The sequence below is a fragment of the Streptomyces sp. NPDC054866 genome (genome assembly GCF_053610745.1).
This window is the reverse complement of the sequence record NZ_JBSGZA010000006.1, coordinates 240,312-263,046: the sequence shown is the minus strand read 5'-3', so window position 1 is coordinate 263,046 and position 22,735 is coordinate 240,312. Positions and strand designations below refer to the sequence as shown.

The window sequence follows — 22,735 nt, the reverse complement described above, 5'->3', positions numbered from 1 at the left end:
AACGGCACGCGCAGAGGGGGCCGCATGGCGAATGAAGCGCCGCGCCGCTGGGACCGCCGCATGCAGCAGCGACTGGCGCACGGGGAGGCCGCCGCGCTCGGCGAGCTGTACGACCGCTTCGCCTCGCTCGTGCACGGCCTCGCCCACCGGGTGCTCGGCGACGAGGACGCCGCCGACCGGATCACCCGCGAGGTCTTCGCCCACGTCTGGGAGAACCCCGACGCGTACGACCCCAAGCAGGGCCCCCTGCGCTCCTGGGTCGCCACGCTCACCCACCAGCGGGCCGTCCGGCGCCTTCGCCAGACCGAGTCCGCCGCCCTGGCCCGCGGCGGCGAGGGCACCACGGAGGACCTGGAGCGCAAGGTCCGCCGAGCGTCGGCCGCCGCCCGCGCGGACTACATCGTCACGGCCATGCCCGCCCCGCTCCGCGCCGCCCTGGAGCTCGCGTACTTCCAGCGGCGCGACTACCGCCAGACGGCGGCCGACCTCGGCGTGACGGAGGACGAGGCGCGGCGCCGTCTCCGCCTCGGCCTTCAGCTGCTCTCCACCGCGAACGACGCGGCGGGACCTGCGGAGCAGCATGCCTCCCCTGACGCGCGTCCCGGTTACGGGAGAGCGCTGTGAACGGGCCCGGCCGGCAGGAACCGTTCGAGGAAGAACCGGACCGTCCCGAGAACGGCGACGGCGCGGGAGGCCAGGACGGGCAGGGTGACGGGGCCGCCCGTCGGCCGCCTCGCATACCGCTGCCCCGCAGCTCCATAGAGGACACCGGAAACCCCTTGCCCGACCCTCCGCTCGCCCTCGACCACCGCGTCCTGAAATCCCTGCTCGGGGCCTGGGCGCTCGCCGCCTGCTCGGTCGAGGAAGCCGTCGCCGTCGAGGAACACCTCGGCCACTGCGGCCCCTGCGCGGAAGAGGCGCTGCGGCTGCGCGACGCGGTGGGCCTGCTGCATCAGGAGGAGAGCCTCGACCTCGACCCGGGCCTGCGCAACCGCGTCATCGAGAGCTGCCTCGGGCGGCGCCCGCCCCGTATCCCGGTGCCCGAGTGGGCCGTTCCGTACGACGCCGAGACCGCCCGGCTCGACGCGCTCCTGCGGGACATCGGCGACTCGGAGTGGCACGCTCCGGTGCGCCTCCGATGGTTCGAGGAGGACAGTCCGGTCAGCCGCAAGACGACGGTGGCCGGAGTGATCGCGCACCTCCTCGCCGTCGACGGCCTGGTCGCGCTCGCCCTCGGCCTCGACGACCCGCTGGGCCGGGAGGCGCCGCCGCAGTCCGGCCCGAGCCGCCGCACCGAGGCGTACTGGCGCGCTTCGTACTTCCCACCCACCCGCGCGGTGCGCGGCCCCTGGCGCGAGCAGACCCACGAGCTGATCCGCACGGTGTCCTTCACGGCGGGCGGCACGCACGGCTCCGGCTCGGGCTCCGGCGGCCTCACCGTTCCGTACAGCGCACCGGACGAGACGGGCCACCGCATCGAGCTGCCGCTGCGGGACTCGATGCTGGACCGCGCCTTCGAGTGCTGGATCCACGCGGGCGACATCGCGGACGCGGTGGACTATCCGTACGAACCACCGTCCCCACGCCATCTGCACCGCATGATCGACCTCGCGGCCCGGCTGCTGCCCGGCACGCTCGCCGACCGCCGCCGCGCGGGGCTCGCCGCCCCGGCGCACGGCCTGGTGGCCGCGGGCGCCCCGGGCCGGAGCCTGCGCCTGGAGGTCGAGGGCATGGGCGGCGGCGAGTGGTTCATCCCGCTCGACTCCCCCGGCGCCAGCGCGTCGGCGGACCGTGAGGTGGCGCATGTCGCACTGGACGGCGTCGAGTTCTGCCGCCTTGCCGCGGGCCATGTGTCTCCGGAGGAGGCGGCAGCGGGACAGGTCGGCGACCGCGAGGCGATCAGGGACGTGCTGTTCGCGGCGGCGTCACTGAGCCGGATGTGAGCTGACGCCCCCCCGGCCCCCCGGGCCCGCCTCAGGCGAAGACGACCGTCCGGCGGCCGTTCAGCAGGATCCTGCGCTCGGCATGCCACTTCACGGCACGGGCCAGCGCCTGGCATTCGACGTCCCGGCCGATCGCGACCAGCTGGTTCGGCGTGACGTCGTGGCCGACCCGCTCGACCTCCTGCTCGATGATCGGCCCCTCGTCGAGGTCCGCCGTCACGTAGTGCGCGGTGGCACCGATCAGCTTCACACCGCGCGCGTGCGCCTGGTGGTAGGGCTTCGCGCCCTTGAAGCTCGGCAGGAAGGAGTGGTGGATGTTGATGATCCGGCCGCTGAGCTGCTTGCAGAGATCGTCCGAGAGCACCTGCATGTAGCGGGCGAGGACGACGAGTTCCACGTTCTCCGCGCGCACCAGCTCCAGGAACTGCGCCTCGGCCTGCGCCTTGTTGTCCTTGGTCACCGGGATGTGGTGGAAGGGGATGTCGTACGAGGCGACCAGCTCGGCGAAGTCCGTGTGGTTCGAGACGACCGCCGCGATCTCGACCGGCAGCGCGCCGATCCGCGAGCGGAACAGCAGGTCGTTCAGGCAGTGCCCGAACTTCGACACGAGAAGGACGACGCGCATCTTGTCGTCGGCGCGGTGCAGCTGCCAGTCCATGTGGAAGGAGTCACCGATCGCCGCGAAGCTCGCCCGCAGCTTCTCCACCGTCACCGGCGGCTCCGCCGAGAAGTGGACGCGCATGAAGAAGAGACCGGTGTCGTGGTCGCCGAACTGCTGGCTGTCCTCGATGTTGCAGCCGGTCATGAAGAGATAACTCGACACGGCGTGCACGATGCCCTGCTTGTCCGGGCAGGAGAGGGTGAGGACGTACTGCTCAGCGGGGGCGGGGACCTTCTCGTTCATGCGCCCAAGGTTCCCACAACCGGGGCACCCCAGGGGACCACGGCTGCTCCCCCCGGTCCGCCGGCTAGCTCGCCGACCGGGTCATGATCCGCAGCACCTCGAGCGTCCGCGGCGGTACGTCCGGTTCCTCCCCGTCACTGGCGGAGAGCCGCACATGCGCTTCCCGCGCCGCACGGACCGCCTCCGGCCACCCCGGGTGGTCCAGGTAGGCGGAGACCAACGCGTCGGGCCCGACCTCGTGCATGATCCGCAGCACCCGCAGAACCGCCGAGTCGACCAGGGCCGCCTCCTCCGCGTCACGGAAGATCGTCCCGACGTACTTCTCGGCGGACCAGTTGTCGAGCCACGTGTCCTCGACGAGCCGGTAGACGGCGTCGGTCACGTCCCCGTACTCCTCGCGCCCGGCGAGCCAGCACTCACGCTGGAACCCCGGGTCGGAGAGCATGTGCAGCGCCGAGCGCACGTTGCTGCGCCAGCGCCACCACGGCATGTCGTTCGTTGGCATGCCGCCCATGGTGCTTGAGCGACGGCCACGACGGGAAGAGTTCTCCGAACCTTGCACGGTCATCGATCGTACGTTCCCCCTTCGCGCAGCCGAATCGGCCCCTGCCATTCACCTTCTTGTCACCATGCGTTGAGAGCGCGTCACTCCATGGTTGGCGCTGTGGCGGAATCGTGCATGACCATGCCCGTCTCGCGACGCACCTTGTTCCCCCGGCCCTCCCGTCTCTCCCGCCTCCCCCGCCCCGCCAAATCCGCGGCGCTCAGCGCGGCCGCCCTGGTGGTGGCGTGTGCGTCCCTGACCACCGCGTGCGGGGTCATCCCTGGTTCCACGGGGGGATCCAGGGAAGACCCCGTGACCGTCATGACCTGGGCCCCCGAGAAGACCAAGGCGACGAACAAGCCCGGCGTCCCCGCGATGGCGCAGGCCTACGCGCGCTGGGTCAACGCGAACGGCGGCCTCGACGGCCGCAAGCTCAAGGTCATCACCTGCAACGACCACAACGACCCGGTGGGCGCCGCCGACTGCGCCCGCAAGGCGGTCGACATGGAGGTCGCGGCCGTCGTCGGCTCCTACAGCCAGCACGGCCGGTCCTTCCTCTCCCCCCTCGAAGTCGCGGGCATCCCCTACATCGGCGGATACGGCGTCACCGACGAGGAGTTCAGCAGCCCCCTGTCGTACCCCGTCAACGGCGGCGAACCGGCACTCATGGCGGGCAACGGCCGCCAGCTCGCCGCCCGCTGCGACCGCGTCTCCCTCGTACGCCCCGACACGATCGCCGGCGACGACCTCCCCAAGCTCCTGGACGCGGGGCTCGCCGAGGGCCACGCCAGATCCGCCGCCGACATACGGGCCCCCGAGGACGGCACCGACTTCACCGCGCAGGCCGAGCAGGCACTGGAGCGCGCGGGCACCGGCGGCTGCGTGACGGCGGCGCTCGGCGAACGCACGGACACGTTCTACGACTCCTACCGGCGCACCGAGGACGCGTACCCCACCGCGAAGATCTCCTCCGTGCTCGGCAGCGTCGACCAGTCCCTCGTCGACCGCACGGGCGGCGGCAACGGACCGTACGAAGGCGCCTACCTCACCGGCTGGTATCCGGCGTCCAGCGATCCCCGCTGGGACGACATGCGCGAGGTCATCCGCCAGCAGGCCTTCGGCGACAACCGGGTCGACCCGACCGACGCGGGCGTGCAGACGACGTGGATCGCCTACACCGTCCTGAAGCAGACCGTCGAGTCGCTCGACGGCGGCGAGGTCTCGTCACGGACGCTGCGGCTGGCCCTCGACGAAGGGCTCAAGGTGCGGACCGGCGGGCTGACGCCCACCCTGAGCTGGCGCTTCAAGGACATGCTCGCGGCGAGCGACTTCCCGCGCCTGGTCAACGCCGACGTCACGTTCCAGATGGTGCGCGACGGGCGCCTGGTGCCGGCCCGCAAGGGGTTCGTGAACGTCTCGAAGACCCTGGAGCAGGTGAAGTGACCCCCGGCCCCGGCTCCAGGGCGCCCCGCCGGTCCTAGAGCTGTGACTTGTCGCGCGTCGTGAGCCCGTACTGCTTGGCGATGGCGTTCCACAGCCCGGCCGCTTCCTGCTTGGCCGTGGTCGCCTCGCCGCTCGACTTGTTCCCGGCGACCGCCTGCGGCGTCGTGCGGGCGTGCCCCTTCTTGCAGCCCTTCTTGCCCGCGACCTGACCCGCCCACGCGGCGTAGTGGTTGTCGGCCGCCGCCGACGCCTTCCAGGCCTTGGTGAGGGAGGCCGTCAGCTGGGCGTTGGCCGGGAGCTTGTCCACGGAGAGCCCCGAGAGGCGCGTGACCAGGCCGTTGCGCTGCTTGGCCGCGTTGCGCAGATCGGTGGCCGACTGGGCGAGGTCGGTGCACTTTCCGACATTGCGTACGGCGGCGATCACCGAGTCACGGCTGTTGTTGCTGTCGGCGAGGAGCTTGTCCAGGGCGACAGCCTGCTCCTTGGCGGGGTCGACGGACGGCGAGGGTTTCTCGTCGGCGGGCGCGGACTCGGAGACGGTCTGGGGAGTGTCCTTCTCCTCGTCACCGCCACCGCTGAGGAGGGCGCCCGCTCCGACGCCGACCAGCGCGATGACGACACCGGCGGCCACGAAAATCGGCACCTTCGACCCGGTCCGGCCGCCACCGCGCGGCGCGGGAGCGGCGGCTGCGGCCGCGGCCCGGCGCGACGCCCGGCCCCCGCCCTCGCCGTGGCCGTGCGCGGCGGGCTGCGGCGGCTCGAAGCGGGGCATCTGCTGGGTCGACGCGGGGCCTTCGGGCTCCGCCTGCTCGGTACGGAAGAGACTGTCGAACTCGGCGGGCGGCTGCCGGTCGCCCGGGGCGCCGGGCCGTATCCCGAAGGGTGCCTTGCCGGGCTCGGCGGGCACGGGGGCGATGAACTGCGTGGGCTCGTTGTCGGAACCGGCCGCCGGGGGCATGGGCGCACCGGGCATGGGCGTGCGCCCCAGGAACTGCGTGGCCTCCCCCGCAGGAGCCTCGGGCGGCAGGGCGCCGGGAGCCACGGGGGGTATGTACTGCGTGGCGCCTTCGTCGACGCCGGGTCCGGCCCCGGCTCCGGCGCCGGGGGTCGCGGGTATGTACTGCGTGGCGTCCGCGTCACCCGCGGCGGCGGGTGGCAGCGGTGCGAGGCCTCCCGCGACGGGCGGCAGGGGCGCGCCCGCACCGGAGCCACCGGGGGGAAGCTGCCCCGCCTGCACGGCGGGCGGAAGCTGCCCGGCTCCTGCGGCGTGAGGGGCCTGGGGGGCGTGAGGGGCCTGGGGGCCCTGGCCAGCGGTCGGAAGCGGCTGCCCCGGCTGCCCGGCGTATGCGGCGTCGGCGGGCTGCCCGGGGTACGCGGCGTCGGCGGGCTGCCCGGCGTGGGCTCCGCCCGTCGCCTGTCTCGCGTGAGCCCCACCCGCGGGCTGCCCCGCATGAGCCCCACCCGAGCCCGGTCCCGCGTACGGCACGTCATGGGCGGGCTGCCCCGCGTGCTGGCCCCCGTGGCCCTGACCGGCGTGCTGCCCGCCCTGGGACTGGCCCGCGTGCTGGCCGCCCTGCGACTGGCCTGCGTGCTGGCCGCCCTGGGGCTGCTGCCCCTCGTACTGGCCCGCGTGCTGCCCGCCCTGCGGCTGACCGCCGTACGGCCCGCCCGTGTCCTGCGGCGCCCCGTAAGCGGCACCCGGAGCTTGACCCCCGTAAGCGGCCCCCGGAGCCTGGCCACCGTACGAGCCGCCCGAGGGCTGGACGCCGTACGGGGCGCCCTGGGTGAAGTCCTGCTGCTGCGTGCCCTCGGCGGGCAGCGGGGTGCCCGGTCCGTACGGCTGCTGCGGGCCCGGTGCGGAGTCCCACGCCTGGCCCGAGCCGGGCGGCGGGTCCGCGGGGGCCGGGCCCCACGGCTGGCCCCAGGGGCTGCCGCCCGCGGGGGCCACGTGGTCGCCGGTGGTGCCGGGCATCAAGGGCTCGCTTCCGTCGGCAGGCAGCACGATGCCTTCGTGCGCGTGCCGGTCCGCGGGATGCGGATCGGAGGAAGCGGCGCCCTGCCCGCTCTGCTGCGTCACCGGGACTCCTACGAATGGGGGACCTACGGAACCGTCGGCTCACGCTACCGGGTCGCCACAGCCGTCTGCCACGCAGCTCAAACCTCCGACGCCGCATCGATCGCGGAAGTAACAAAAGCTCTCCGCGAAACGCTGATTACGTCACCAGGAAGGATCGGTCGCGTACGGGAGTTTGCCGTTCACGGTGTGGAAAGGGCGGGGACGGGCCACGTTCACGGGTGCGCGACACACCTCACAAACTCTTCACGCACCACGAACCCTTCAGCCGCCCGATCCCGCGCTCCCTCACGCCGCCTGGATGTCCATCCGCGCCCCGAACTCCCTTACCACCGGCTCCTCCCGGTACGGGTCGAGCCGCTGCTGGAAGTCCTCCAGATACTCGGCGCCGCGGTTCGACCGCAGCGTGCCGAGCAGTTCGACCGCCTTCAGGCCCGTGTGGCACGCCTGCTCGACCTCCCGGCGCTGCACCTGCGCCGTGGCGAGCAGGACGAGACCGATCGCCCGCCGCCGCGCCCGCGTCTCCGGATGCCCCGCGAGGGACTCCTCGGCACTGCGCGCCGCCGCGTCGGCCTGCCCCAAGTCACGGTGGCAGTGGGCCAGTTCATCGGCCAGATAGGCGTGGTCGAAGTGCTTGATCCACACCGGGTCGTCGCCCGATTCCGCTTCCCCCGACGCCCGGTCCATCGCCTCGACCGCACGGCCCGCGACGACCTGCGTCGAACGCCCGTCCCCGAGCAGCGCGTGCCCCCTCGCCTCCGCGGCGTAGAACATGGCTTCCGCGCGCGGGGTGACCCGCCCGCGCGTCCCCTCCTGGGCCGCCCGCGCCAACTGCGCGATCTCCCGCGGGTTGCCGAGCTGGGCCGCGAGATGGCTCATGGACGCGGCGAGTACGTAACCGCCGTACCCCCGGTCGCCCGCCGCCTGCGCGAGCCGCAGCGCCTGGATGTAGTAGCGCTGGGCCAGGCCCGGCTGGCCCGTGTCCACCGCCATGTACCCGGCGAGTTCCGTCAACCGCGCTACGGCCGCGAACAGTTCGCGCCCCACCGCCTCGCGGTACGAACCGGCGAGCAGCCCCGACACCACGCTGTTCAGGTAGTGCACGACGACCGGCCGCACATGCCCGCTGCCGTACTGGTGGTCCAGCTGCGTCAGCGCCTCCGTCATGGCCCGCACCGCCGCGACGTCGGAGAGCCCGACCCGCGGCCCGGCCATCCGGCCGACCTGCGCGTCCGGGGACGAGATCAGCCAGTCGCGGCTCGGCTCGACGAGCGCGGACGCGGCGACGGAGGAGCCGGACAGGAAGTCCCGCCGCCCCACGTCGCTGCGCCACAGCTCGCAGACCTGCTCGATGGCGCCGAGCACGGTGGGCGAGAACTGAAGGCCGACGCCGGAGGCGAGGTTCTTGCCGTTCGCCATGCCGATCTCGTCGATCGTGACCGTCCGGCCCAGCTTGCGGCCGAGGGCCTCCGCGATGATGCCGGGCGCCCTGCCGCGCGGCTGCTGACCGCGCAGCCACCGGGCGACCGACGTCTTGTCGTAGCGCAGATCGAGACCGTGCTCCGCGCCGCACATGTTGACCCGGCGGGCCAGGCCCGCGTTCGAGCAACCCGCTTCCTGAATGAGTGCCTGCAGCCTTTCATTGGGCTGCCGCGCGACGAGCGGCCTTGCGGCCATGGCGTACCCCCTGATGTGCACCGTGGTTCATCTGGACGAGGGGGCCGGAATCAGCCACCCCAGATGATCAATGCCCTTGGGACAAACGGAAGATGCACCACAAACGGACGATAAGTCGGCAACTGGGCATCTTCGGAGTGCCACAGCCTTGGCTACCCGCACATGGAACCCATTCCCCATGCGCGCCCCCGCCCGTGCACCCATGCGCCCCACATGCAGGATCGATGCTCCGCCCCCGCGCACGCGACAGCCGTAACCGTAGGTGTCGGGCGGAGTTGAGAAGTCCGTGGAAGAGACCATGGGAGTCACGTCAGCCGCGCACATCCCGAAGCAGCGCGGAGAATCCTTGCTGGACACGGCCGTGCGATACGCGGAAGAGCGCCACTGGGACGTGTTCCCCGGGACGTGGCTCGAGTCCGTCGAGGGGGCCGAAATCTGCTCGTGCGGTGACACGGCGTGCACGACACCCGGTTCGCACCCGGCGCGCGAGGACTGGGCCACGCAGGCGACGGGCAGCGCGACCGTCGCAAGGCGCCTGTGGTCCAAGCAGCCGAAGTCCTCGATCCTGCTGCCCACGGGCCGTACGTTCGACGCGATCGACGTGCCGGAGACAGCCGGTTTCCTCGCCCTCGCCCGCATGGAGCGGATGGAACTGACGCTCGGCCCCGTGACGTGCACGCCCGACCGCAGGATGCAGTTCTTCGTCCTTCCCGGAGCCACGGCCAAGGTGCCTGACCTGGTACGCAAGTTGGGGTGGCCGCCGGCCGCGATCGACCTCGACGCACTGGGCGAGGGCTCGTACGTCGCGGCGCCGCCCACGCGGTTCGGAGCATCCGGAGCCGTGCAGTGGGCGTGCCGCCCCACGGCGGCGAACCGCTGGCTCCCCGACGCGGAGGAGATCATCTCGCCGCTTGCGTACGCGTGCGGGCGCGAGGCGCGGCGGTAGCAGGCGCAGGGGGCGCAGACGCCGGACGGGCTGGATTTCCAGCCCGTCCGGCGTTCTGGCTTCCGACCGACGTATCGTGCGGAATCGGCGACGAAGGGCGGACACGGTGAGCGGAGAAGTACCGGCAGCGGTACGGGTGCAGGGGCTGTGGAAGGCCTTCGGCCAGCAGATCGCCGTCGCCGGGATCGACCTCACCCTGCCCGCGGGCAAGTTCATCGGCCTCGTGGGCCCGAACGGCGCCGGAAAGACCACGACCCTGTCCATGGTGACCGGGCTCCTGCGCCCCGACCGGGGCACGGTCGAAGTCGTCGGCCACGACGTATGGACCGACCCCGTCCAGGTCAAGGCCCGCATCGGCGTCCTGCCCGAAGGGCTGCGCCTCTTCGAACGCCTCTCGGGACGCGAACTCCTCGCGTACACCGGCCGGCTGCGCGGGCTCCCCGGCGACGAGGTCGACAAGAGAGCCACCCAGCTCCTGGACGTACTGGATCTCGCGGGCGCCCAGCACAAACTGGTCGTCGACTACTCGACGGGCATGCGGAAGAAGATCGGTCTCGCAGCCGCCCTGCTCCACAACCCCGAAGTCCTCTTCCTCGACGAGCCCTTCGAGGGCGTCGACCCGGTCTCCGCACAGACCATCCGCGGCGTCCTGGAGCGCTACACCGCATCCGGGGCCACGGTCGTCTTCTCGTCGCACGTCATGGAACTCGTCGAATCGCTCTGCGACTGGGTCGCCGTGATGGCCGCGGGCCGCATCCGCGCCCAGGGCACCCTCGCCGAGGTCCGCGGCGCCGCCCCCTCGCTCCAGCAGGCGTTCCTGGAACTCGTCGGCGCGAACGCACGCGACACCGGCTCGCACCTCGACTGGCTGGGCGGCGGCACCCGATGAGCACGGCGACCTCCCCCTCGGTCACCCCCGTCTTCGTACGGCTGAAGCTCTCACTCCTGCGCAACGGCCTGCACCAGTCGACAGGACGCCGCGCCGCCTACATCGCGTCGGTCGTCGCGGCACTCCTCGTCGCCGCCCTCCAGCTCCTGGGCCTGATCGCCCTGCGCGGCAACGAACACGCCGCCACCGTCTCCGTCCTGCTCACCGCCGTACTCGCGCTCGGCTGGGCGGTGATGCCGCTGTTCTTCCCCAGCGGCGACGAGACCCTCGACCCCACCCGCCTGGTGATGCTGCCGCTGCGCCCACGGCCCCTGGTCCGCGCGCTCCTCGTCGCGTCCCTGGTCGGCATCGGCCCGCTCTTCACCCTCTGCCTCGCGCTCGGCTCGGTCATCGCGCTCGCACACGGCGCGGCGGCGGCCGTCACCGGCGCCCTCGCCATCGCCCTCACCCTGCTCATCTGCGTGGCCCTGGCGCGCACGGTCGCCGCCGCCAACATCCGCCTGCTGACCAGCCGCAAGGGGCGCGATCTGGCCGTTCTGAGCGGCCTGGTCATCGCGGTCGGCGCGCAGGTCGTCAACTTCGGGGCGCAGAAGCTCGGTTCGTCGGGCCTCTCACAGCTCGACCCGGCGGCGGACGTCGTGCGCTGGATCCCGCCCGCGTCGGCGATCGGCGCCGTGGACTCGGTGAGCAAGGGCTCGTACGCAACGGGGATCGCCCAACTGACCCTGAGCGCGGTCGCTCTCGCCGCTCTCCTCACCCTCTGGCAGCGAAGCCTGACCCGCCTGATGACGACCCCGGACGGCTCGACGCTCGCGGCGGCGGAACCCACCAAGGCGCGCGCGACGCATGGCCTGGGCCGCCTGCTCCCCGGCGGCCGCACCGGCACGGTCATGGAACGCAGCCTGCGCTACGTGTGGCGCGACCCGAAGACGAAGGCGGCCTGGGTGACGTCCCTGGCCATCGGGCTCATCGTGCCGCTCTTCAACGCCCTCCAGGGGACCGGCTCGATCTACTTCGCGTGCTTCGCGGCCGGGATGCTCGGCGTCCTTATGTACAACCAGTTCGGCCAGGACACGTCGGCGTTCTGGATGGTCGCGATGGCGATCTCGTCGACGTACGACGCGTACGCGGAACTCCGCGCCCGCGCACTGGCCCTCCTGGTGATCACCCTCCCCTACGCGACCCTCGTCACCGTCGTCACGGCGGCGGTGCTCGGCGACTGGACCGGCCTGGCGGAGGCGCTGGGCCTCTCCTTCGCGCTGCTCGGCGCGATGCTGGCGACGGGCGCCTGGTCATCGGCCCGCTTCCCCTACTCGATCCCACAGGAGGGCTACAAGAACGTGGCCCCCGGGCAGGCGGGCCTGGCCTGGATCTCGATCTTCGGCGGGATGGTCGCGGCGGCACTGCTCTGCGCCCCGGTCCTCGCCTTCACCATCTGGCTGCACGTCTCGGGCGAGAGCTCCTGGTCATGGGTGCTGCTGCCGCTGGGCGGCGCGTACGGAGCGCTGATCACATACGTCGGCCTGCGCCTCGCGGCGCCGAGGGTGGCGCGACGGCTGCCGGAGATCTTGACGGCGGTCAGCAAGGGCTGAGGGGCGCCACGGGGCAGCAGCAGGGGCTGACGGGCCACGGGGCTCTGGAACGCAGACGACCCGCGAGCCATGGTTCCCGCCGTACGAGACAGCGGGAAGCCGGCCGGACTTACCGGCGGCTCGCGGGTCGGGTGACTGCTTGGGATTGGGCCGGCTGCACGCACATCACACGTGCTGGTCCGGCGCCGAAATCGAGTTGCGACGACGGGCCACTAGCCCGCAGTCACCTCACGCGTCCGGTTTCCATACATCTGCCGAACCACCTCCTCTCCGTGATGACTCACACCATAGGAACCGGGTCGGCTCGGCTCAACCGGTTTTCCGAGAAGGTGACGAGACGGGCTCCTGCCGGGTGCCGTAGGCGTATCCGTCGCCGCGCTGGAGCAGCTGCAGATTCCTGTACGAGACGTTGATCCGCCCCGTCGGCGTGGTCAGGCTGTGTTGCCCCCTGGCTCGTACGGAGATGCGAGGGCATCAGTGGTGTGGGTCTTCGTTTGCTGCCCTCGGCCTGGTTGCAGGGGACACACGCAAGCACGAGGTTGGAGATTTTGCCCCGCGCGGTGGCGGGGAGTCCGTGAGCCGTTTCGTCCTTGCTCCTGAGGGTGTCTGCGAAGAGCGAGTGATCTCCCTTCGTGTGTCCGTTGCCGACGCCAGCGATCACGCGTCTCCTGGGGGAAGCTGGATCACTCGACGCCAGCCATTTGTGCGAATCTTTGGACGTGCGTCTGATTCTGGGCACCGCGCCCGCTCCCCACATTTGCCGGGCAACGATTTCGTCCAACTTCTGGGAAGTACCTGTGGGCTGCGTCACGTTCGAGTTCAATGATCTGACGTGCGGTACACGCGGAACTCGCAGAACATGCAGCTCATGAGGACACGGCCTGCAGGGGGTGCCAGGTGAGTGCTTCCCGGCGTAGCGGAACCACCGACGAGCTGGGGCCTGAAGAGCCCGAGCCCGGTGGGGCCGAATTGCTCGCGGCATTGCTGGACGGGATGGACGCCGCCTTGTGCGCGTTCGACGCCGACGGGGTGGTGACGCACTGGAATCGTGAGGCCGAGCGGATCCTCGGGTGGTCGGCTGCGGAGGCCGTCGGGCGGCAGGGGTTCGCGGGGTGGGCGGTGCGGACGGCCGATGCCGAGGAGGTCGAGGCCCGGTTGCTGTCCGCGATGGAGGCGCATGGGCGGCAGGTGCACGAGTTCGCGCTCCTGACGAAGGACGGCGGGCGGGTGCTCGTGCGAACCCAGTCCGCCGCGGTGCGGGGCGGGGACGGGAAGCCTTCCGGGGTGTACTGCGCGTTCAGCGAGGTCCACGCCCAGATCGACCTGGAGCGTTCCATCGCGTTGAGCGAGGCGCTGTTCGAGAGCGCGTCGTGGGGTGTGGTGCTCGTCGACGCGGATCTGCGTCCCGCCGTGGCGAACGAACATGCCGCCCGGTCGCTGGGGATGGGCCGTACGGCCTTGCTGGGGCGGCCCCTTGGGGAGTTGCTCGGGCAGGGCGTGGAGGAGCTGGAGAGCGCGCTGAGCCATGTGCTCGCCGAGGGGGCTCCGCCGGCGCCCGCCGAGATGTGGGTGTCGGTGCGGGCCACGGAGAGCGGTGAGCCGGAGCGGCGTTGCTGGCGCAGCGGCTTCCTGCGGCTCGCGTCGCCGCTGGCGGAGGAGCCTGTGCCGCTGGGGGTCGCGTGGCTCTTCCTGGACGTGACGGAGGCCAAGCAGACCGAGCAGGACGCGTCGCAACTGCGCTTCCGCTCGCAGCAGTTGCATCGGGCCGCGCGGGCCGCGGGCGAGTGCGAGGATCCGACGGAGGCGGCGACGGTTCAGCTGGACTTCGCGCTTGCCGGTTTCGCCGACCATGCGTTGATCGATCTGGTGGCGGGTGAGGGGGAGGGGGATCCGGTGCGGCTCGTGCGTGCCGCGGCCACGCCCGCGGGCGCTCCCGGCCCTTGCCTGCCGGTGGCCAAGGCGGGCCTGCCCGTCCGCTATCTGGAGGGGCATCCGGCTCCGCAGTGCGTGGACCGGATGGGTTCCGTACGGGCCAGCGCCGGCACCGCGCCGCCCGAGCGTGCCCGGGAGTGGGCGGCGGCCAGGCAGTGGCCTGAGGACTCTGTCCACGCGCTGTGCACGGTGCTGCGTAGTCGGGGGCGGACGTTGGGGGTGGTGACGTTCCTGCGGGGCGCGAGTCGTACGCAGTTCGAGCGGGCGGATGCGGTGTACGCGGAGAGCGTCTCGGCGAGGGTTGCGGCTTCGCTTGACCTGGCCCGTGTGCTGGGCCGCTGACGGTTGGCTGCTGCCGGGGCCCTGCGGGGCCCCTGCCAGGGGGGCGAGCGTTGGGGGCCGCGGCCTCCCTGCCGGGGGGGCGGGTGTTCGCGGCCGCCGCCTTCCCGCCCTCCGGGGGGGTGTGCAACGCCGTCGCCTTCGCGACGGTGGGTGGGTGTTCAGGGCCGCCGCTTCGCGGCGGATCTTTCCCGCCCACCCACCCGATTGCCCAGCGGCGGATGGTCATCGACCCGAAGCACCGCAGGGTGAACGGGTGGGTGGTCGGGGAGAATCCGCCGCGAAGCGGCGGGCCAGTCGCTCCTAAGCCGCGTGCAGCGCCAGCGTTGGGGAGAGGCGCGCTGCCCGTACCGCGGGGTAGAGACCAGCCACCGTCCCGATGACCAGCGTCGCTCCGAAGCCGCCGCTCACCGCCCACAGGGGTACCACCCAGGGAAGCCCGCCCGACACCGCGTACGCGGCCGTCGCCGCCGCGCCCAGCCCGATTCCCGCCAAACCGCCGAGGCCCGACAGCATCAGGGACTCCGTCACGAACTGGATCCGGATCTGCCCCTTCGTCGCGCCCATCGAGCGGCGCAGGCCGATCTCGTAACGTCTCTCCAGGACCGAGATGATCATGGTGTTGGCCACTCCGACTCCCCCCACCAGCAAGGCGATCCCGCCGAGCCCGAGGAGCAGCGTGGAGAACGCGCCCTCCGTCGCCGCCTTCGCCTTCAGTGCCGATGACGGGTCGGTGACCTGGACGTTGCGCGGGTTCTCCGGGTCGATCGACGCGGCGAGCAGGCTCCGGACCTCGTGCACCGAGGCGTCGGTAGACCGCTCGTACACCGACGTCGGACGGCCGTCGAAGCCGAGCTCGCTCTTCGCCGCGTCCCAGCCCACGAGGGCCGAGCGCTCCACGTCGGGTGAGAGCGGCAGCGGGTCGAGGATGCCTACGACCGTGAAGTAGCGGTCGTTCAGCCATACTTGCTGGCCCGGCTGAGTTATACCGAGGCGATCCGCCGCGACGTGGCCGAGGACGATCGACGGGTAGCGGCTGTTGGCCGCGTTGAACCACGTGCCGCTCCCCATCTCGCCGCGAAGGACCTTCAGGAGGCCCTCGGTCGCCGCCTTGACGGAGATGCCGCCGGTCTCGTCCTCGGGGATCTTCTCGCTGCGCCGCACGGTGCGTTCGAGGTCGCCGGTCGCGCCGACGTCCTCCACGCCCTTCACGCGCGAGACCCGGCCCACCGCGTCACGCGGGAGCACCACCTTCTCACCCGAGAACATGGGCTCCCCAGGCTCGGCCACCAGCATGTTCGTACCCAACTCGTCCAGTTCACGCATGAGTTGCGCCTTGCTGGAGGAGGAGATACCCACCACCGCGATCATCGTCGCGATCCCGATGGCGATACCCAGCGCCGACAGCACGACCCGCACCGGTCGGCTCCGAAGTCCCGCCGAGCCGACGTGCAGGACGTCCCTTGGCCCGAGCCGCGCCGCCTTCAGCCGGGCATTCTTGACTCGCTTCGTACGGATCATCCCGCGAGCACCCCCTCACCGGCAGCCGCAGCCGCACGCACATCCGCCACGACCCGCCCGTCCCGGATCCGCACCTGCCTCGGCAGCCGCCCCGCGATCTCCGCGTCGTGCGTGATCACGGCGATGGTCGCGCCCTCCGCGTTGAGATCGTGAAGCAGCTCCATCACCGCCTCGCCGGACGCCGAGTCCAACGCCCCGGTCGGTTCGTCGGCCAGGAGCAGGTCCGGCGCTCCGACCACCGCGCGCGCGATGGCGACGCGCTGTTTCTGGCCGCCGGAGAGTTCGTGCGGGCGGTGCTTCATGCGGTCCGCGAGGCCGACCCGGTCGAGCGCCTCGGCGGCTCGCGCGCGGCGTTCCCCGCGCGAGAGGCCCGAGTACAGGAGCCCCTCCGCCACGTTGTCGCGCGCGCTGATCCCCGGCACCAGATGGAACGCCTGGAACACGAAGCCGATGTGCCGTGCGCGCAGCGCGGAGAGGCTGCGGTCGGCCAGCGTCGCGACGTCGTGCCCCGCGATCGCCACCGAGCCCTCGGAGGGGCGGTCAAGGGTGCCGATGATGTGCAGCAGCGTCGACTTGCCGGAGCCGGAGGGGCCGACGATGGCGAGGAGTTCGCCCTCCTCGACCCTGAGGTCCACCCCGCGCAGGGCGGCGACTCCGCCCGGGTACTCCTTGGTGACCCCGCCCAACTCCACGACGGCGCTCATATCTTGGGCACCCCGACCTTCATGCCGTCCCGCAGGCCGCCGCCGGTCACCTCGACCCGTCCCTGGCCGAACATGCCGAGCTCCACCTTCACCTGGCGGGCGCGGCCGTGCTCGACGACCTGGACGCCGTAGCCGCCGCCGGGCAAGGCAAGGAGGGCGTTGACGGGTACGGAGAGGATGTCCTCGCGGGTCTCTCCTGTGAGGTTCACCGTGACCGGGGACTGGTCGAAGCCGTCGACCTTGCCGGGGTCGTCGAAGGAGACCGTCACCGGAATCTTGGGGGTCTTGTCGGCCGGGTCGTCGCCCGGCTTGGCGGTCTTGCCGACGGACGCGACCTTGCCCTTGACGGTCGCGCCGTCCGGCAGGTCCACGGTGACCTTGGTGCCCACCTTGGCGAGCTTCCCCTCGGCGACGTCGAGCTGGAAACGTACGACCCGTTCCGAACCGGTCGTACTGAGCACCGGCTTGCCCGGCGCGACCTGGTCGCCGACGGCCGACCCGGTGGACTTCACGCGGACGCCGCCCGGCGAGAAGGCGATCTGGTCGGGGCCGACGCGCCCCGTCTGCTTGCGGTCGTGCGCCTTCTGCCACTGCTTGACCGCGGCGGCCGTACCCGCCGTGTACTCGTCGTCGACGGCGAGCCCGGCCCCGTACCCGAGGGCCTGGAGGTTCTCTTCCAGCTGCCGTACGTCGTTGCCCTCGTCGCCGGTCTTCAGCGTGCGGTACATGGGCTCGGTGCCGTACATGAGGCGCACCGGGACGCCGTTGATCTCGTACAGGCGTCCGTCACGCTTGATCGTCGAGCCGCTGCCCGCGGACCAGGTGAGCGTGCCGGTGGTGCCCGCGTTGACCTTGCGTTCCTTGGCGTAGCCGAGGGTGCCGTCGGTCTGGGTGCCGCTGCTGAGGTCGCCGCGTTCGACGGGGGCGGTGGCGGGCGGGAGTCCGGCGTCCTGGCGCACGGACTCGTCCTTGCCGTTGTCGGCGATGGCGGTGACGGCGACGCCGCCGCCGGTGATGGCGAGCAGGGCCATGACGGTGGCGACGACGGCGGTGCGGCGCCTCACGCGACGATGTCCTTGCACGCCTTGGCGGCCTTCTCCATCTTCTTCGCCTCGGCGCCCTTGGGCATCTTCTGGGCTTCCATGGCGCCGCCGTCGAACTTCGGGTCGGGCATGTTGAAGCCGTTCTTGCGCATGCACTGGGCGTACTTGAGCATCTTGTCCTTGTCGGCCTGCGTGATCTTGCCGCCGCCCGCGCTGCCGCCCTTGCCGGTGTTGCAGGCCTTCATGGCGGCTTCCATCTTTTCCTTGCTCATGTCGCCGCCGATGGTGATGCCGCGGGTGTCCTCGCCGGACTTGGGCTCGGACACCTTGAGGCCGTGCTTGCGCAGGCACTCGCGCTCCTTGAAGGCGGCGTCGGCTTGCTTGCCCTTGCCGCCGTCGGCCTTGTCCTGGCTGCTTTCGCCGCCGCCGGGGGAGCAGGCTCCGGCGAGCAGGGCGAGTGCGGCGAATCCCGATGCGATGGCGGTCGAACGAGTCCTCGTGGTGGTCCTCATGGCTTCCCCTTCACTGGTCGCGTCGGCGCGGGCGGCGCGCCGACGCGCTCAGGCTCGCGGGAAGGGAGGTTTCGTTTCTCTCAACGGAGACGCTTACACCGACGAAAGGTGCACTTCAGGTACACAGGGCCGCATGCGCGTACTGCTGGTGGAGGACGAGGAATTCCTGGCCGAGATGATCGCCGACGGGCTGCGCCGCGACGCGCTCGCGGTCGACGTCGCGGCCGACGGCCTGACGGCGCTGCGCAAGCTCCAGCTGGGTGAGTACGACGTCGTCATCCTGGACCGGGATCTGCCGGGCCTGCACGGCGACGAGGTGTGCCGCAGGGTGGTGGGCCAGCGGCTGCTCACCCGCGTCCTGATGCTGACGGCGTCGGCCACCGTCCGGGACCGGGTCGCGGGCCTGGGCCTCGGGGCCGACGACTACCTGACCAAGCCCTTCGCGTACGACGAGCTGCTCGCCCGCGTCCTTGCGCTGGGCCGCCGCACGCGCCCCGCGCTGCCGCCGGTCATCGAACGCGCGGGCCTGGTCCTGGACACGGCCCGCCGCCAGGCGAGCCGCGACGGCCGTCATCTGGCGCTCTCCCGCAAGGAGTTCGCGGTCCTTGAGGCGCTGCTGCGGGCGGAGGGTGCGGTGGTCAGCGGCGACGACCTGATCGAACAGGTCTGGGAGGAGGACACCAGCTACCGCACGAACGCGGTCCGCGTAACCCTCTCCAAACTCCGCACGAAGCTGGGCGATCCCCCGGTGGTGGAAACGGTCCCGGGCGCGGGCTACCGAATCACGGGCTGGTCGGCGTGAGGCGCGGGGGCGACGCAGACAGCGTCCGCACACAAAGGTCCAGCACCACCTGGCCCTCGCCAAGCGGCACACACAGGGCCAGCACCACCCGCCCCTGGCCGAGCCGCACCACCCCGCCCAAGCTCCCCACACACGGACCCGACACGCACCGCGGCGGCGACACGCACCGCGGGACCGGCACAGACGGGACCAGCACAGGCGAGAGCCCCGCACACAGGGCCAGCGCCACCCGGCCCACGCCAAGCCGCACGCACAGGGCCAGCGCCACCCGGCCCACACCGAGCCGCACGCACAGGGCCAGCGCCACCCGGCCCACACCGAGCCGCACGCACAGGGCCAGCACCGCACGGCCCACGCCGAGCCGCACCACCACCCCACTCAAGCTCCCCACACACGGACCCGACGCGCACCACGGCGGCGACACACACCGCAGGACCGACACGCCCCGCGGCCCCCGCACCGCTCAGCTCCGCCCAGCCGCTTCCCCCACCGGCAGGCACTCATGAACCGGGCCCGTGCCAGCCGTCTCACCCTGCCCCGCCTCCGGATGATGCGCCGTCCAGCCATGCGCAGTGAACGCGCACGCCTCACCGCCCTCTACGGCGGCATGCTCCTCCTGGCGGGAGCGCTGCTCACCGGGCTTGTCTACTTTCTGGTGCGGCAGGGGCTCTACTCCTCGATCAGTACCGCCGTCACCACCGCCGTCCCCGCCCGCAGGCTGAGCCCGCCCTGGCTGATGCCGAGCCCTGCCCCGTCCGCGTTGCCCGCCAGGCGGGTGCCCGCGGACGGCGTGTCGGCCAACGACATCACGCAGGGCCTCGCCGTCACGAAGATCAGCGATGTCGCCGAACAGGCCGCCCTGAGCAGGCTGCTCACCGTCTCGGTCATCGTGCTGTTCGTGTACGCGGCGCTCTCCATCCTGCTCGCCTGGTGGATGGCGGGCCGCGTCCTGCACCCGGTGGCCGTGATCACCGGCACCGCACGGCGCCTGTCCGGCGAGAATCTGCACGAGCGGATCGCGCTCGACGCCCCGCCCGGCGAGCTGAAGCAACTGGCCGACACCTTCGACGAGATGCTCGGGCGGATAGAGCAACTGGTCAGCGCGCAGCAGCGGTTCGCCGCCAATGCCGCGCACGAGCTGCGCACCCCGCTCGCCATGCAGCGTGCCGCCGCCGAGATCGGTCTCGCGGATGAGCCCGACGCGCGGCAGGTGGCCCGTATCCGGAGCAAGCTCATCTCCATCGCCGACGACAGCGAGCATCTGATCGAGGGGCTGCTGCTCCTGGCCACCTCGGAGCGGGGCCTTGAACGGCGCGAGCCCATCGCGCTCGACGTCATCGCCGACGCGGTGACGGAGGGGCTCGCGGGCAGGGCTGCCGAGCGGGACGTGACCGTGTCCGTGGACGCCGAGCCGCTGACGGTGCTCGGCGACGGGGTGCTGCTCGACCGCCTCGTGCACAACCTTGTGGCGAATGCCGTCGATTACAACGTCAAGGGCGGGCGGGTGGAAGTGCGCACGGGACCCGGCGGGGTCGAGATCACCAACACCGGGCCCGTCGTCCCGCCGGAGACCGTCCCGCACCTCTTCGAGCCCTTCCGGCGCCTTCGGGAACGTACGCACGCGCGCGGGGAGGGGGCGGGGCTCGGCCTGTCCATCGTCGCCGCGATCGCCCGCGCACACGGCGCGGAGGCGACCGCGGAGGCGAACGGGGAGGCTAACGGGGAGGGCGGAGGGCTCACTGTCCGAGTGCGTTTCCCATCGGGCCGCTGAGCGCCGCTGCCGTCGCGCTCAGCAGCCGCGCTCAGCGCCGGTAGAAGATCCGGTCTCCGTACTCCTGGAACACCTTGCCGTTCCAGTCGTGGCCCCCATCCACGTTCCCCGACCGCAGCACCGGCGGCTCGACGCCCCGCGCGGCAAGGAGCTCGACGGCCGTGGCCGTCATCGCCTGCATGATCGTGTTCGCGACCACGCTGGAGGCGGGGCCGAAAGGCGCACCGACCGTGTCGAGGCTGAGCTCCGCGTCGCCGAGGGCGATCTTGGAGTCGATCACGACATCGCAGTGGTCCTTCAGGAAGGTCCCGGAGACGTGCCGCGACTTCGTCTCCGTCGCGTACGCCACCGACGTCACCCCGATGACCTTCAGGCCGAGCGCGCGGGCGTTCATCGCCATCTCCACGGGAAGAGAGTTCCGCCCGGAGAGCGAGATGATCACGAGTGCGTCGCCGGGGCGGGCCGGCGACGAGTCGAGGACGGCGCCCGCGAGCCCGTCGACCCGCTCCAGGGCCGAGCCGAGGGTGGCGGGCATGACGTCGATGCCGACGACCCCGGGGACGGCCAGGAGATTCATCAGGGCGAGGCCGCCCGCGCGGTAGACGACGTCCTGGGCGGCCAGCGAGGAGTGTCCGGCGCCGAAGGCGAAGAGCCTGCCCCCGGCCTCGACCGCGTCGGCGAGCAGCGTGCCCGCCGCGTCGATGTTCCCGCCCTCCTCGTCACGCACCCGCCCGAGCAGCCCGATCGCGGCGTCGATGTACTGACCGGCCAGCTTGCTCTCGCTCTTCGAGCCCATGCGCCGAGGAACCTTTCCGGGTACGTATGTCTTGTACGTATGTCCTGTACGTATTTGCTGCAATGTCCTGCACGTGTTTCCCGTGTGCCGCGGATCACGTTGCGGTCTGGACCAGTGCCCTGTCAATACGGCCTGAGCACCCCGTCAAGGCCGCCTGGACCGGGTTTTCCCCTGGCGCGACCCGGTTGTCAGCGGTATGCGTCAGACTTGAGGGCAGGGCCGGCCGCACGAGCGAAATCTGAGGGGCACCCATGTCGGGGCTTATTGACACCACTGAGATGTATTTGCGCACCATCCTCGAGCTGGAGGAGGAAGGTGTCGTCCCCATGCGCGCCCGGATCGCCGAGCGTCTCGACCAGAGCGGGCCGACGGTGAGCCAGACGGTCGCGCGCATGGAGCGCGACGGCCTGGTGGCCGTCGCGAGCGACCGCCATCTGGAGCTGACCGAGGAGGGCCGCAGGCTCGCCACGCGCGTGATGCGCAAGCACCGCCTGGCGGAGTGCCTCCTCGTCGACGTGATCGGCCTGGAGTGGGAGCAGGTCCACGCGGAGGCGTGTCGCTGGGAGCACGTGATGAGCGAGGCGGTGGAGCGCCGCGTCCTGGAGCTCCTGCGCCACCCCACCGAGTCTCCGTACGGCAACCCGATCCCGGGTCTGGAGGAGCTGGGCGAGAAGGACGGGGCCGACCCGTTCCTGGACGAGGGCATGGTCTCCCTCGTCGACCTCGACCCCGGCACGGAGGGCAAGACCGTCGTGGTGCGCCGCATCGGCGAACCGATCCAGACGGACGCGCAGCTGATGTACACGCTGCGGCGCGCGGGCGTGCAGCCCGGCTCCGTGGTGAGCGTGACGGAGTCCGCGGGCGGGGTGCTCGTGGGCAGCAGCGGTGAGGCCGCCGAGCTGGACACGGAGGTCGCTTCGCACGTCTTCGTCGCCAAGCGCTGAGATCCCGCCGGACCGGGGACGGCGGACCGGGGACGGCGGACCGGGGTTCGGCGGACCGGGGTTCGGCGGACCGGGGTTCGGCAGGCCGGTGTTCGGCGGGACCGGGGTTCAGCGAGCTCCTGGCCCTGTTACCGCGAGTTCGTGTCAACTAGCGGTAACGGCTGGGCAGTTGTGAAGACTCCGGGACCGAATGGGGTCCAAGATTCAGTGTGCGGAATCGCAGCGCCCGGACGTTTTGCGTGCAAGGCTGTCGCGAGAGGCATATGACCTGAGGGCTCTTGACCGGGTCGGCGCCGGGTCTGGCCACCACGGCCGCGGGAGGGGGCAGGAGAATGTGCCCATCTGGTGAGCGGGAGCGC

At 71.6% G+C, this 22,735-nt stretch carries 20 protein-coding genes; 10 read left to right on the top strand and 10 right to left on the bottom strand.

Features of this window, described 5'->3' with window-relative positions; translation table 11 throughout:
- Nucleotides 1–24: 24 nt before the first annotated feature.
- Both ACWGI2_RS29345 and ACWGI2_RS29340 read left to right on the top strand, forming a co-directional pair.
- Nucleotides 25–624: a sigma-70 family RNA polymerase sigma factor gene (locus tag ACWGI2_RS29345; protein ID WP_453400614.1), complete on the top strand. Its 600-nt coding sequence runs from the start codon at nucleotides 25–27 to the stop codon at nucleotides 622–624.
- Nucleotides 621–1,943 carry an MDMPI N domain containing protein gene (locus ACWGI2_RS29340; protein ID WP_453698553.1) on the top strand — a complete coding sequence of 441 codons (1,323 nt, stop codon included), beginning with the start codon at nucleotides 621–623 and terminating at the stop codon, nucleotides 1,941–1,943. Before ACWGI2_RS29345 ends, ACWGI2_RS29340 begins: the two co-directional genes overlap by 4 nt.
- A gap of 31 nt (nucleotides 1,944–1,974) precedes the next feature.
- Here ACWGI2_RS29340 and purU read toward each other — a convergent pair whose 3' ends face one another.
- Both purU and ACWGI2_RS29330 read right to left on the bottom strand, forming a co-directional pair.
- Entirely contained in the window at nucleotides 1,975–2,847 is an 873-nt protein-coding gene (gene purU, locus ACWGI2_RS29335) for a formyltetrahydrofolate deformylase (RefSeq protein WP_160505672.1), read from the bottom strand.
- 64 nt (nucleotides 2,848–2,911) lie between these two features.
- Nucleotides 2,912–3,415: an SCO4402 family protein gene (locus ACWGI2_RS29330; protein ID WP_453400616.1), complete on the bottom strand. Its 504-nt coding sequence runs from the start codon at nucleotides 3,413–3,415 to the stop codon at nucleotides 2,912–2,914.
- Nucleotides 3,416–3,532: 117 nt separating this feature from the next.
- Between ACWGI2_RS29330 and ACWGI2_RS29325 the strand changes: the two genes are divergently transcribed.
- Complete coding sequence (locus ACWGI2_RS29325) at nucleotides 3,533–4,834, top strand: ABC transporter substrate-binding protein (protein WP_453698893.1); 1,302 nt, start codon at nucleotides 3,533–3,535, stop codon at nucleotides 4,832–4,834.
- 34 nt (nucleotides 4,835–4,868) lie between these two features.
- Here the strand turns inward: ACWGI2_RS29325 and ACWGI2_RS29320 are convergent, their stop codons facing one another.
- Nucleotides 4,869–6,911, bottom strand: a complete 2,043-nt coding sequence (locus tag ACWGI2_RS29320) for a hypothetical protein (protein ID WP_453698552.1) — start codon at nucleotides 6,909–6,911, stop codon at nucleotides 4,869–4,871.
- Between the two features lie 285 nt (nucleotides 6,912–7,196).
- On the bottom strand, nucleotides 7,197–8,585 hold the full coding sequence (locus ACWGI2_RS29315) for a transcriptional regulator (protein WP_453400617.1): 1,389 nt from the start codon (nucleotides 8,583–8,585) through the stop codon (nucleotides 7,197–7,199).
- A 298-nt stretch (nucleotides 8,586–8,883) separates the two neighbouring features.
- Between ACWGI2_RS29315 and ACWGI2_RS29310 the strand changes: the two genes are divergently transcribed.
- The 4 genes from ACWGI2_RS29310 (at nucleotide 8,884) to ACWGI2_RS29295 (ending at nucleotide 14,286) form a co-directional block, all read left to right on the top strand.
- The gene (locus ACWGI2_RS29310; RefSeq protein ID WP_453400618.1) at nucleotides 8,884–9,531 is read left to right on the top strand and encodes a bifunctional DNA primase/polymerase; all 648 of its coding nucleotides are present in this window, start codon (nucleotides 8,884–8,886) and stop codon (nucleotides 9,529–9,531) included.
- Nucleotides 9,532–9,637: 106 nt separating this feature from the next.
- On the top strand, nucleotides 9,638–10,420 hold the full coding sequence (locus tag ACWGI2_RS29305; RefSeq protein WP_453400619.1) for an ABC transporter ATP-binding protein: 783 nt from the start codon (nucleotides 9,638–9,640) through the stop codon (nucleotides 10,418–10,420).
- On the top strand, nucleotides 10,417–12,012 hold the full coding sequence (locus ACWGI2_RS29300; protein ID WP_453698550.1) for a transporter: 1,596 nt from the start codon (nucleotides 10,417–10,419) through the stop codon (nucleotides 12,010–12,012). The genes ACWGI2_RS29305 and ACWGI2_RS29300 overlap by 4 nt, the downstream gene beginning before the upstream one ends.
- 897 nt (nucleotides 12,013–12,909) lie before the next feature.
- On the top strand, nucleotides 12,910–14,286 hold the full coding sequence (locus tag ACWGI2_RS29295; RefSeq protein WP_453698548.1) for a PAS domain-containing protein: 1,377 nt from the start codon (nucleotides 12,910–12,912) through the stop codon (nucleotides 14,284–14,286).
- Between the two features lie 300 nt (nucleotides 14,287–14,586).
- On the opposite strand, the gene ACWGI2_RS29290 is transcribed toward ACWGI2_RS29295, so the two are convergent.
- From ACWGI2_RS29290 to ACWGI2_RS29275, 4 genes are read right to left on the bottom strand one after another with little or no spacing between them, the layout of a single operon-like run.
- The gene (locus tag ACWGI2_RS29290; protein WP_453698546.1) at nucleotides 14,587–15,804 is read right to left on the bottom strand and encodes an ABC transporter permease; all 1,218 of its coding nucleotides are present in this window, start codon (nucleotides 15,802–15,804) and stop codon (nucleotides 14,587–14,589) included.
- Nucleotides 15,801–16,508: an ABC transporter ATP-binding protein gene (locus ACWGI2_RS29285; RefSeq protein ID WP_453698544.1), complete on the bottom strand. Its 708-nt coding sequence runs from the start codon at nucleotides 16,506–16,508 to the stop codon at nucleotides 15,801–15,803. Before ACWGI2_RS29285 ends, ACWGI2_RS29290 begins: the two co-directional genes overlap by 4 nt.
- Nucleotides 16,505–17,539 carry a peptidoglycan-binding protein gene (locus tag ACWGI2_RS29280; protein ID WP_453698891.1) on the bottom strand — a complete coding sequence of 345 codons (1,035 nt, stop codon included), beginning with the start codon at nucleotides 17,537–17,539 and terminating at the stop codon, nucleotides 16,505–16,507. Before ACWGI2_RS29280 ends, ACWGI2_RS29285 begins: the two co-directional genes overlap by 4 nt.
- A 29-nt stretch (nucleotides 17,540–17,568) precedes the next feature.
- Nucleotides 17,569–18,063: a hypothetical protein gene (locus tag ACWGI2_RS29275; RefSeq protein ID WP_453698542.1), complete on the bottom strand. Its 495-nt coding sequence runs from the start codon at nucleotides 18,061–18,063 to the stop codon at nucleotides 17,569–17,571.
- A gap of 133 nt (nucleotides 18,064–18,196) precedes the next feature.
- Here ACWGI2_RS29275 and ACWGI2_RS29270 point away from each other — a divergent pair, with 133 nt between their 5' ends.
- The gene (locus ACWGI2_RS29270) at nucleotides 18,197–18,865 is read left to right on the top strand and encodes a response regulator transcription factor (protein WP_453698541.1); all 669 of its coding nucleotides are present in this window, start codon (nucleotides 18,197–18,199) and stop codon (nucleotides 18,863–18,865) included.
- Here ACWGI2_RS29270 and ACWGI2_RS29265 read toward each other — a convergent pair.
- Nucleotides 18,846–19,256: a hypothetical protein gene (locus ACWGI2_RS29265; RefSeq protein ID WP_453698539.1), complete on the bottom strand. Its 411-nt coding sequence runs from the start codon at nucleotides 19,254–19,256 to the stop codon at nucleotides 18,846–18,848. The two genes, ACWGI2_RS29270 and ACWGI2_RS29265, sit on opposite strands and share 20 nt — an antisense overlap.
- Before the next feature lie 174 nt (nucleotides 19,257–19,430).
- Here ACWGI2_RS29265 and ACWGI2_RS29260 point away from each other — a divergent pair, with 174 nt between their 5' ends.
- A complete protein-coding gene (locus ACWGI2_RS29260; protein WP_453698537.1) occupies nucleotides 19,431–20,636 on the top strand; it encodes a sensor histidine kinase in 1,206 nt (401 codons plus the stop codon).
- A 31-nt stretch (nucleotides 20,637–20,667) separates the two neighbouring features.
- Here the strand turns inward: ACWGI2_RS29260 and ACWGI2_RS29255 are convergent, their stop codons facing one another.
- Nucleotides 20,668–21,432, bottom strand: a complete 765-nt coding sequence (locus ACWGI2_RS29255; protein WP_453400627.1) for an SIS domain-containing protein — start codon at nucleotides 21,430–21,432, stop codon at nucleotides 20,668–20,670.
- Nucleotides 21,433–21,683: 251 nt separating this feature from the next.
- Between ACWGI2_RS29255 and ACWGI2_RS29250 the strand changes: the two genes are divergently transcribed.
- A complete protein-coding gene (locus ACWGI2_RS29250; RefSeq protein WP_361832210.1) occupies nucleotides 21,684–22,376 on the top strand; it encodes a metal-dependent transcriptional regulator in 693 nt (230 codons plus the stop codon).
- Nucleotides 22,377–22,735 lie beyond the last annotated feature (359 nt).

What these genes read in the sequence shown, in the direction of transcription:
- ACWGI2_RS29290 (WP_453698546.1), bottom strand. Translation starts at nt 15,804, where the DNA reads ATGATCCGTACGAAGCGAGTCAAGAATGCCCGGCTGAAGGCGGCGCGG.
- ACWGI2_RS29300 (WP_453698550.1), top strand. Translation starts at nt 10,417, where the DNA reads ATGAGCACGGCGACCTCCCCCTCGGTCACCCCCGTCTTCGTACGGCTG.
- ACWGI2_RS29330 (WP_453400616.1), bottom strand. Translation starts at nt 3,415, where the DNA reads ATGACCGTGCAAGGTTCGGAGAACTCTTCCCGTCGTGGCCGTCGCTCA.
- ACWGI2_RS29275 (WP_453698542.1), bottom strand. Translation starts at nt 18,063, where the DNA reads ATGAGGACCACCACGAGGACTCGTTCGACCGCCATCGCATCGGGATTC.
- ACWGI2_RS29310 (WP_453400618.1), top strand. Translation starts at nt 8,884, where the DNA reads ATGGGAGTCACGTCAGCCGCGCACATCCCGAAGCAGCGCGGAGAATCC.
- ACWGI2_RS29260 (WP_453698537.1), top strand. Translation starts at nt 19,431, where the DNA reads ATGCGCAGTGAACGCGCACGCCTCACCGCCCTCTACGGCGGCATGCTC.
- ACWGI2_RS29250 (WP_361832210.1), top strand. Translation starts at nt 21,684, where the DNA reads ATGTCGGGGCTTATTGACACCACTGAGATGTATTTGCGCACCATCCTC.
- ACWGI2_RS29325 (WP_453698893.1), top strand. Translation starts at nt 3,533, where the DNA reads ATGCCCGTCTCGCGACGCACCTTGTTCCCCCGGCCCTCCCGTCTCTCC.
- ACWGI2_RS29345 (WP_453400614.1), top strand. Translation starts at nt 25, where the DNA reads ATGGCGAATGAAGCGCCGCGCCGCTGGGACCGCCGCATGCAGCAGCGA.
- ACWGI2_RS29280 (WP_453698891.1), bottom strand. Translation starts at nt 17,539, where the DNA reads ATGGCCCTGCTCGCCATCACCGGCGGCGGCGTCGCCGTCACCGCCATC.
- ACWGI2_RS29315 (WP_453400617.1), bottom strand. Translation starts at nt 8,585, where the DNA reads ATGGCCGCAAGGCCGCTCGTCGCGCGGCAGCCCAATGAAAGGCTGCAG.
- purU (WP_160505672.1), bottom strand. Translation starts at nt 2,847, where the DNA reads ATGAACGAGAAGGTCCCCGCCCCCGCTGAGCAGTACGTCCTCACCCTC.
- ACWGI2_RS29285 (WP_453698544.1), bottom strand. Translation starts at nt 16,508, where the DNA reads ATGAGCGCCGTCGTGGAGTTGGGCGGGGTCACCAAGGAGTACCCGGGC.
- ACWGI2_RS29270 (WP_453698541.1), top strand. Translation starts at nt 18,197, where the DNA reads ATGCGCGTACTGCTGGTGGAGGACGAGGAATTCCTGGCCGAGATGATC.
- ACWGI2_RS29255 (WP_453400627.1), bottom strand. Translation starts at nt 21,432, where the DNA reads ATGGGCTCGAAGAGCGAGAGCAAGCTGGCCGGTCAGTACATCGACGCC.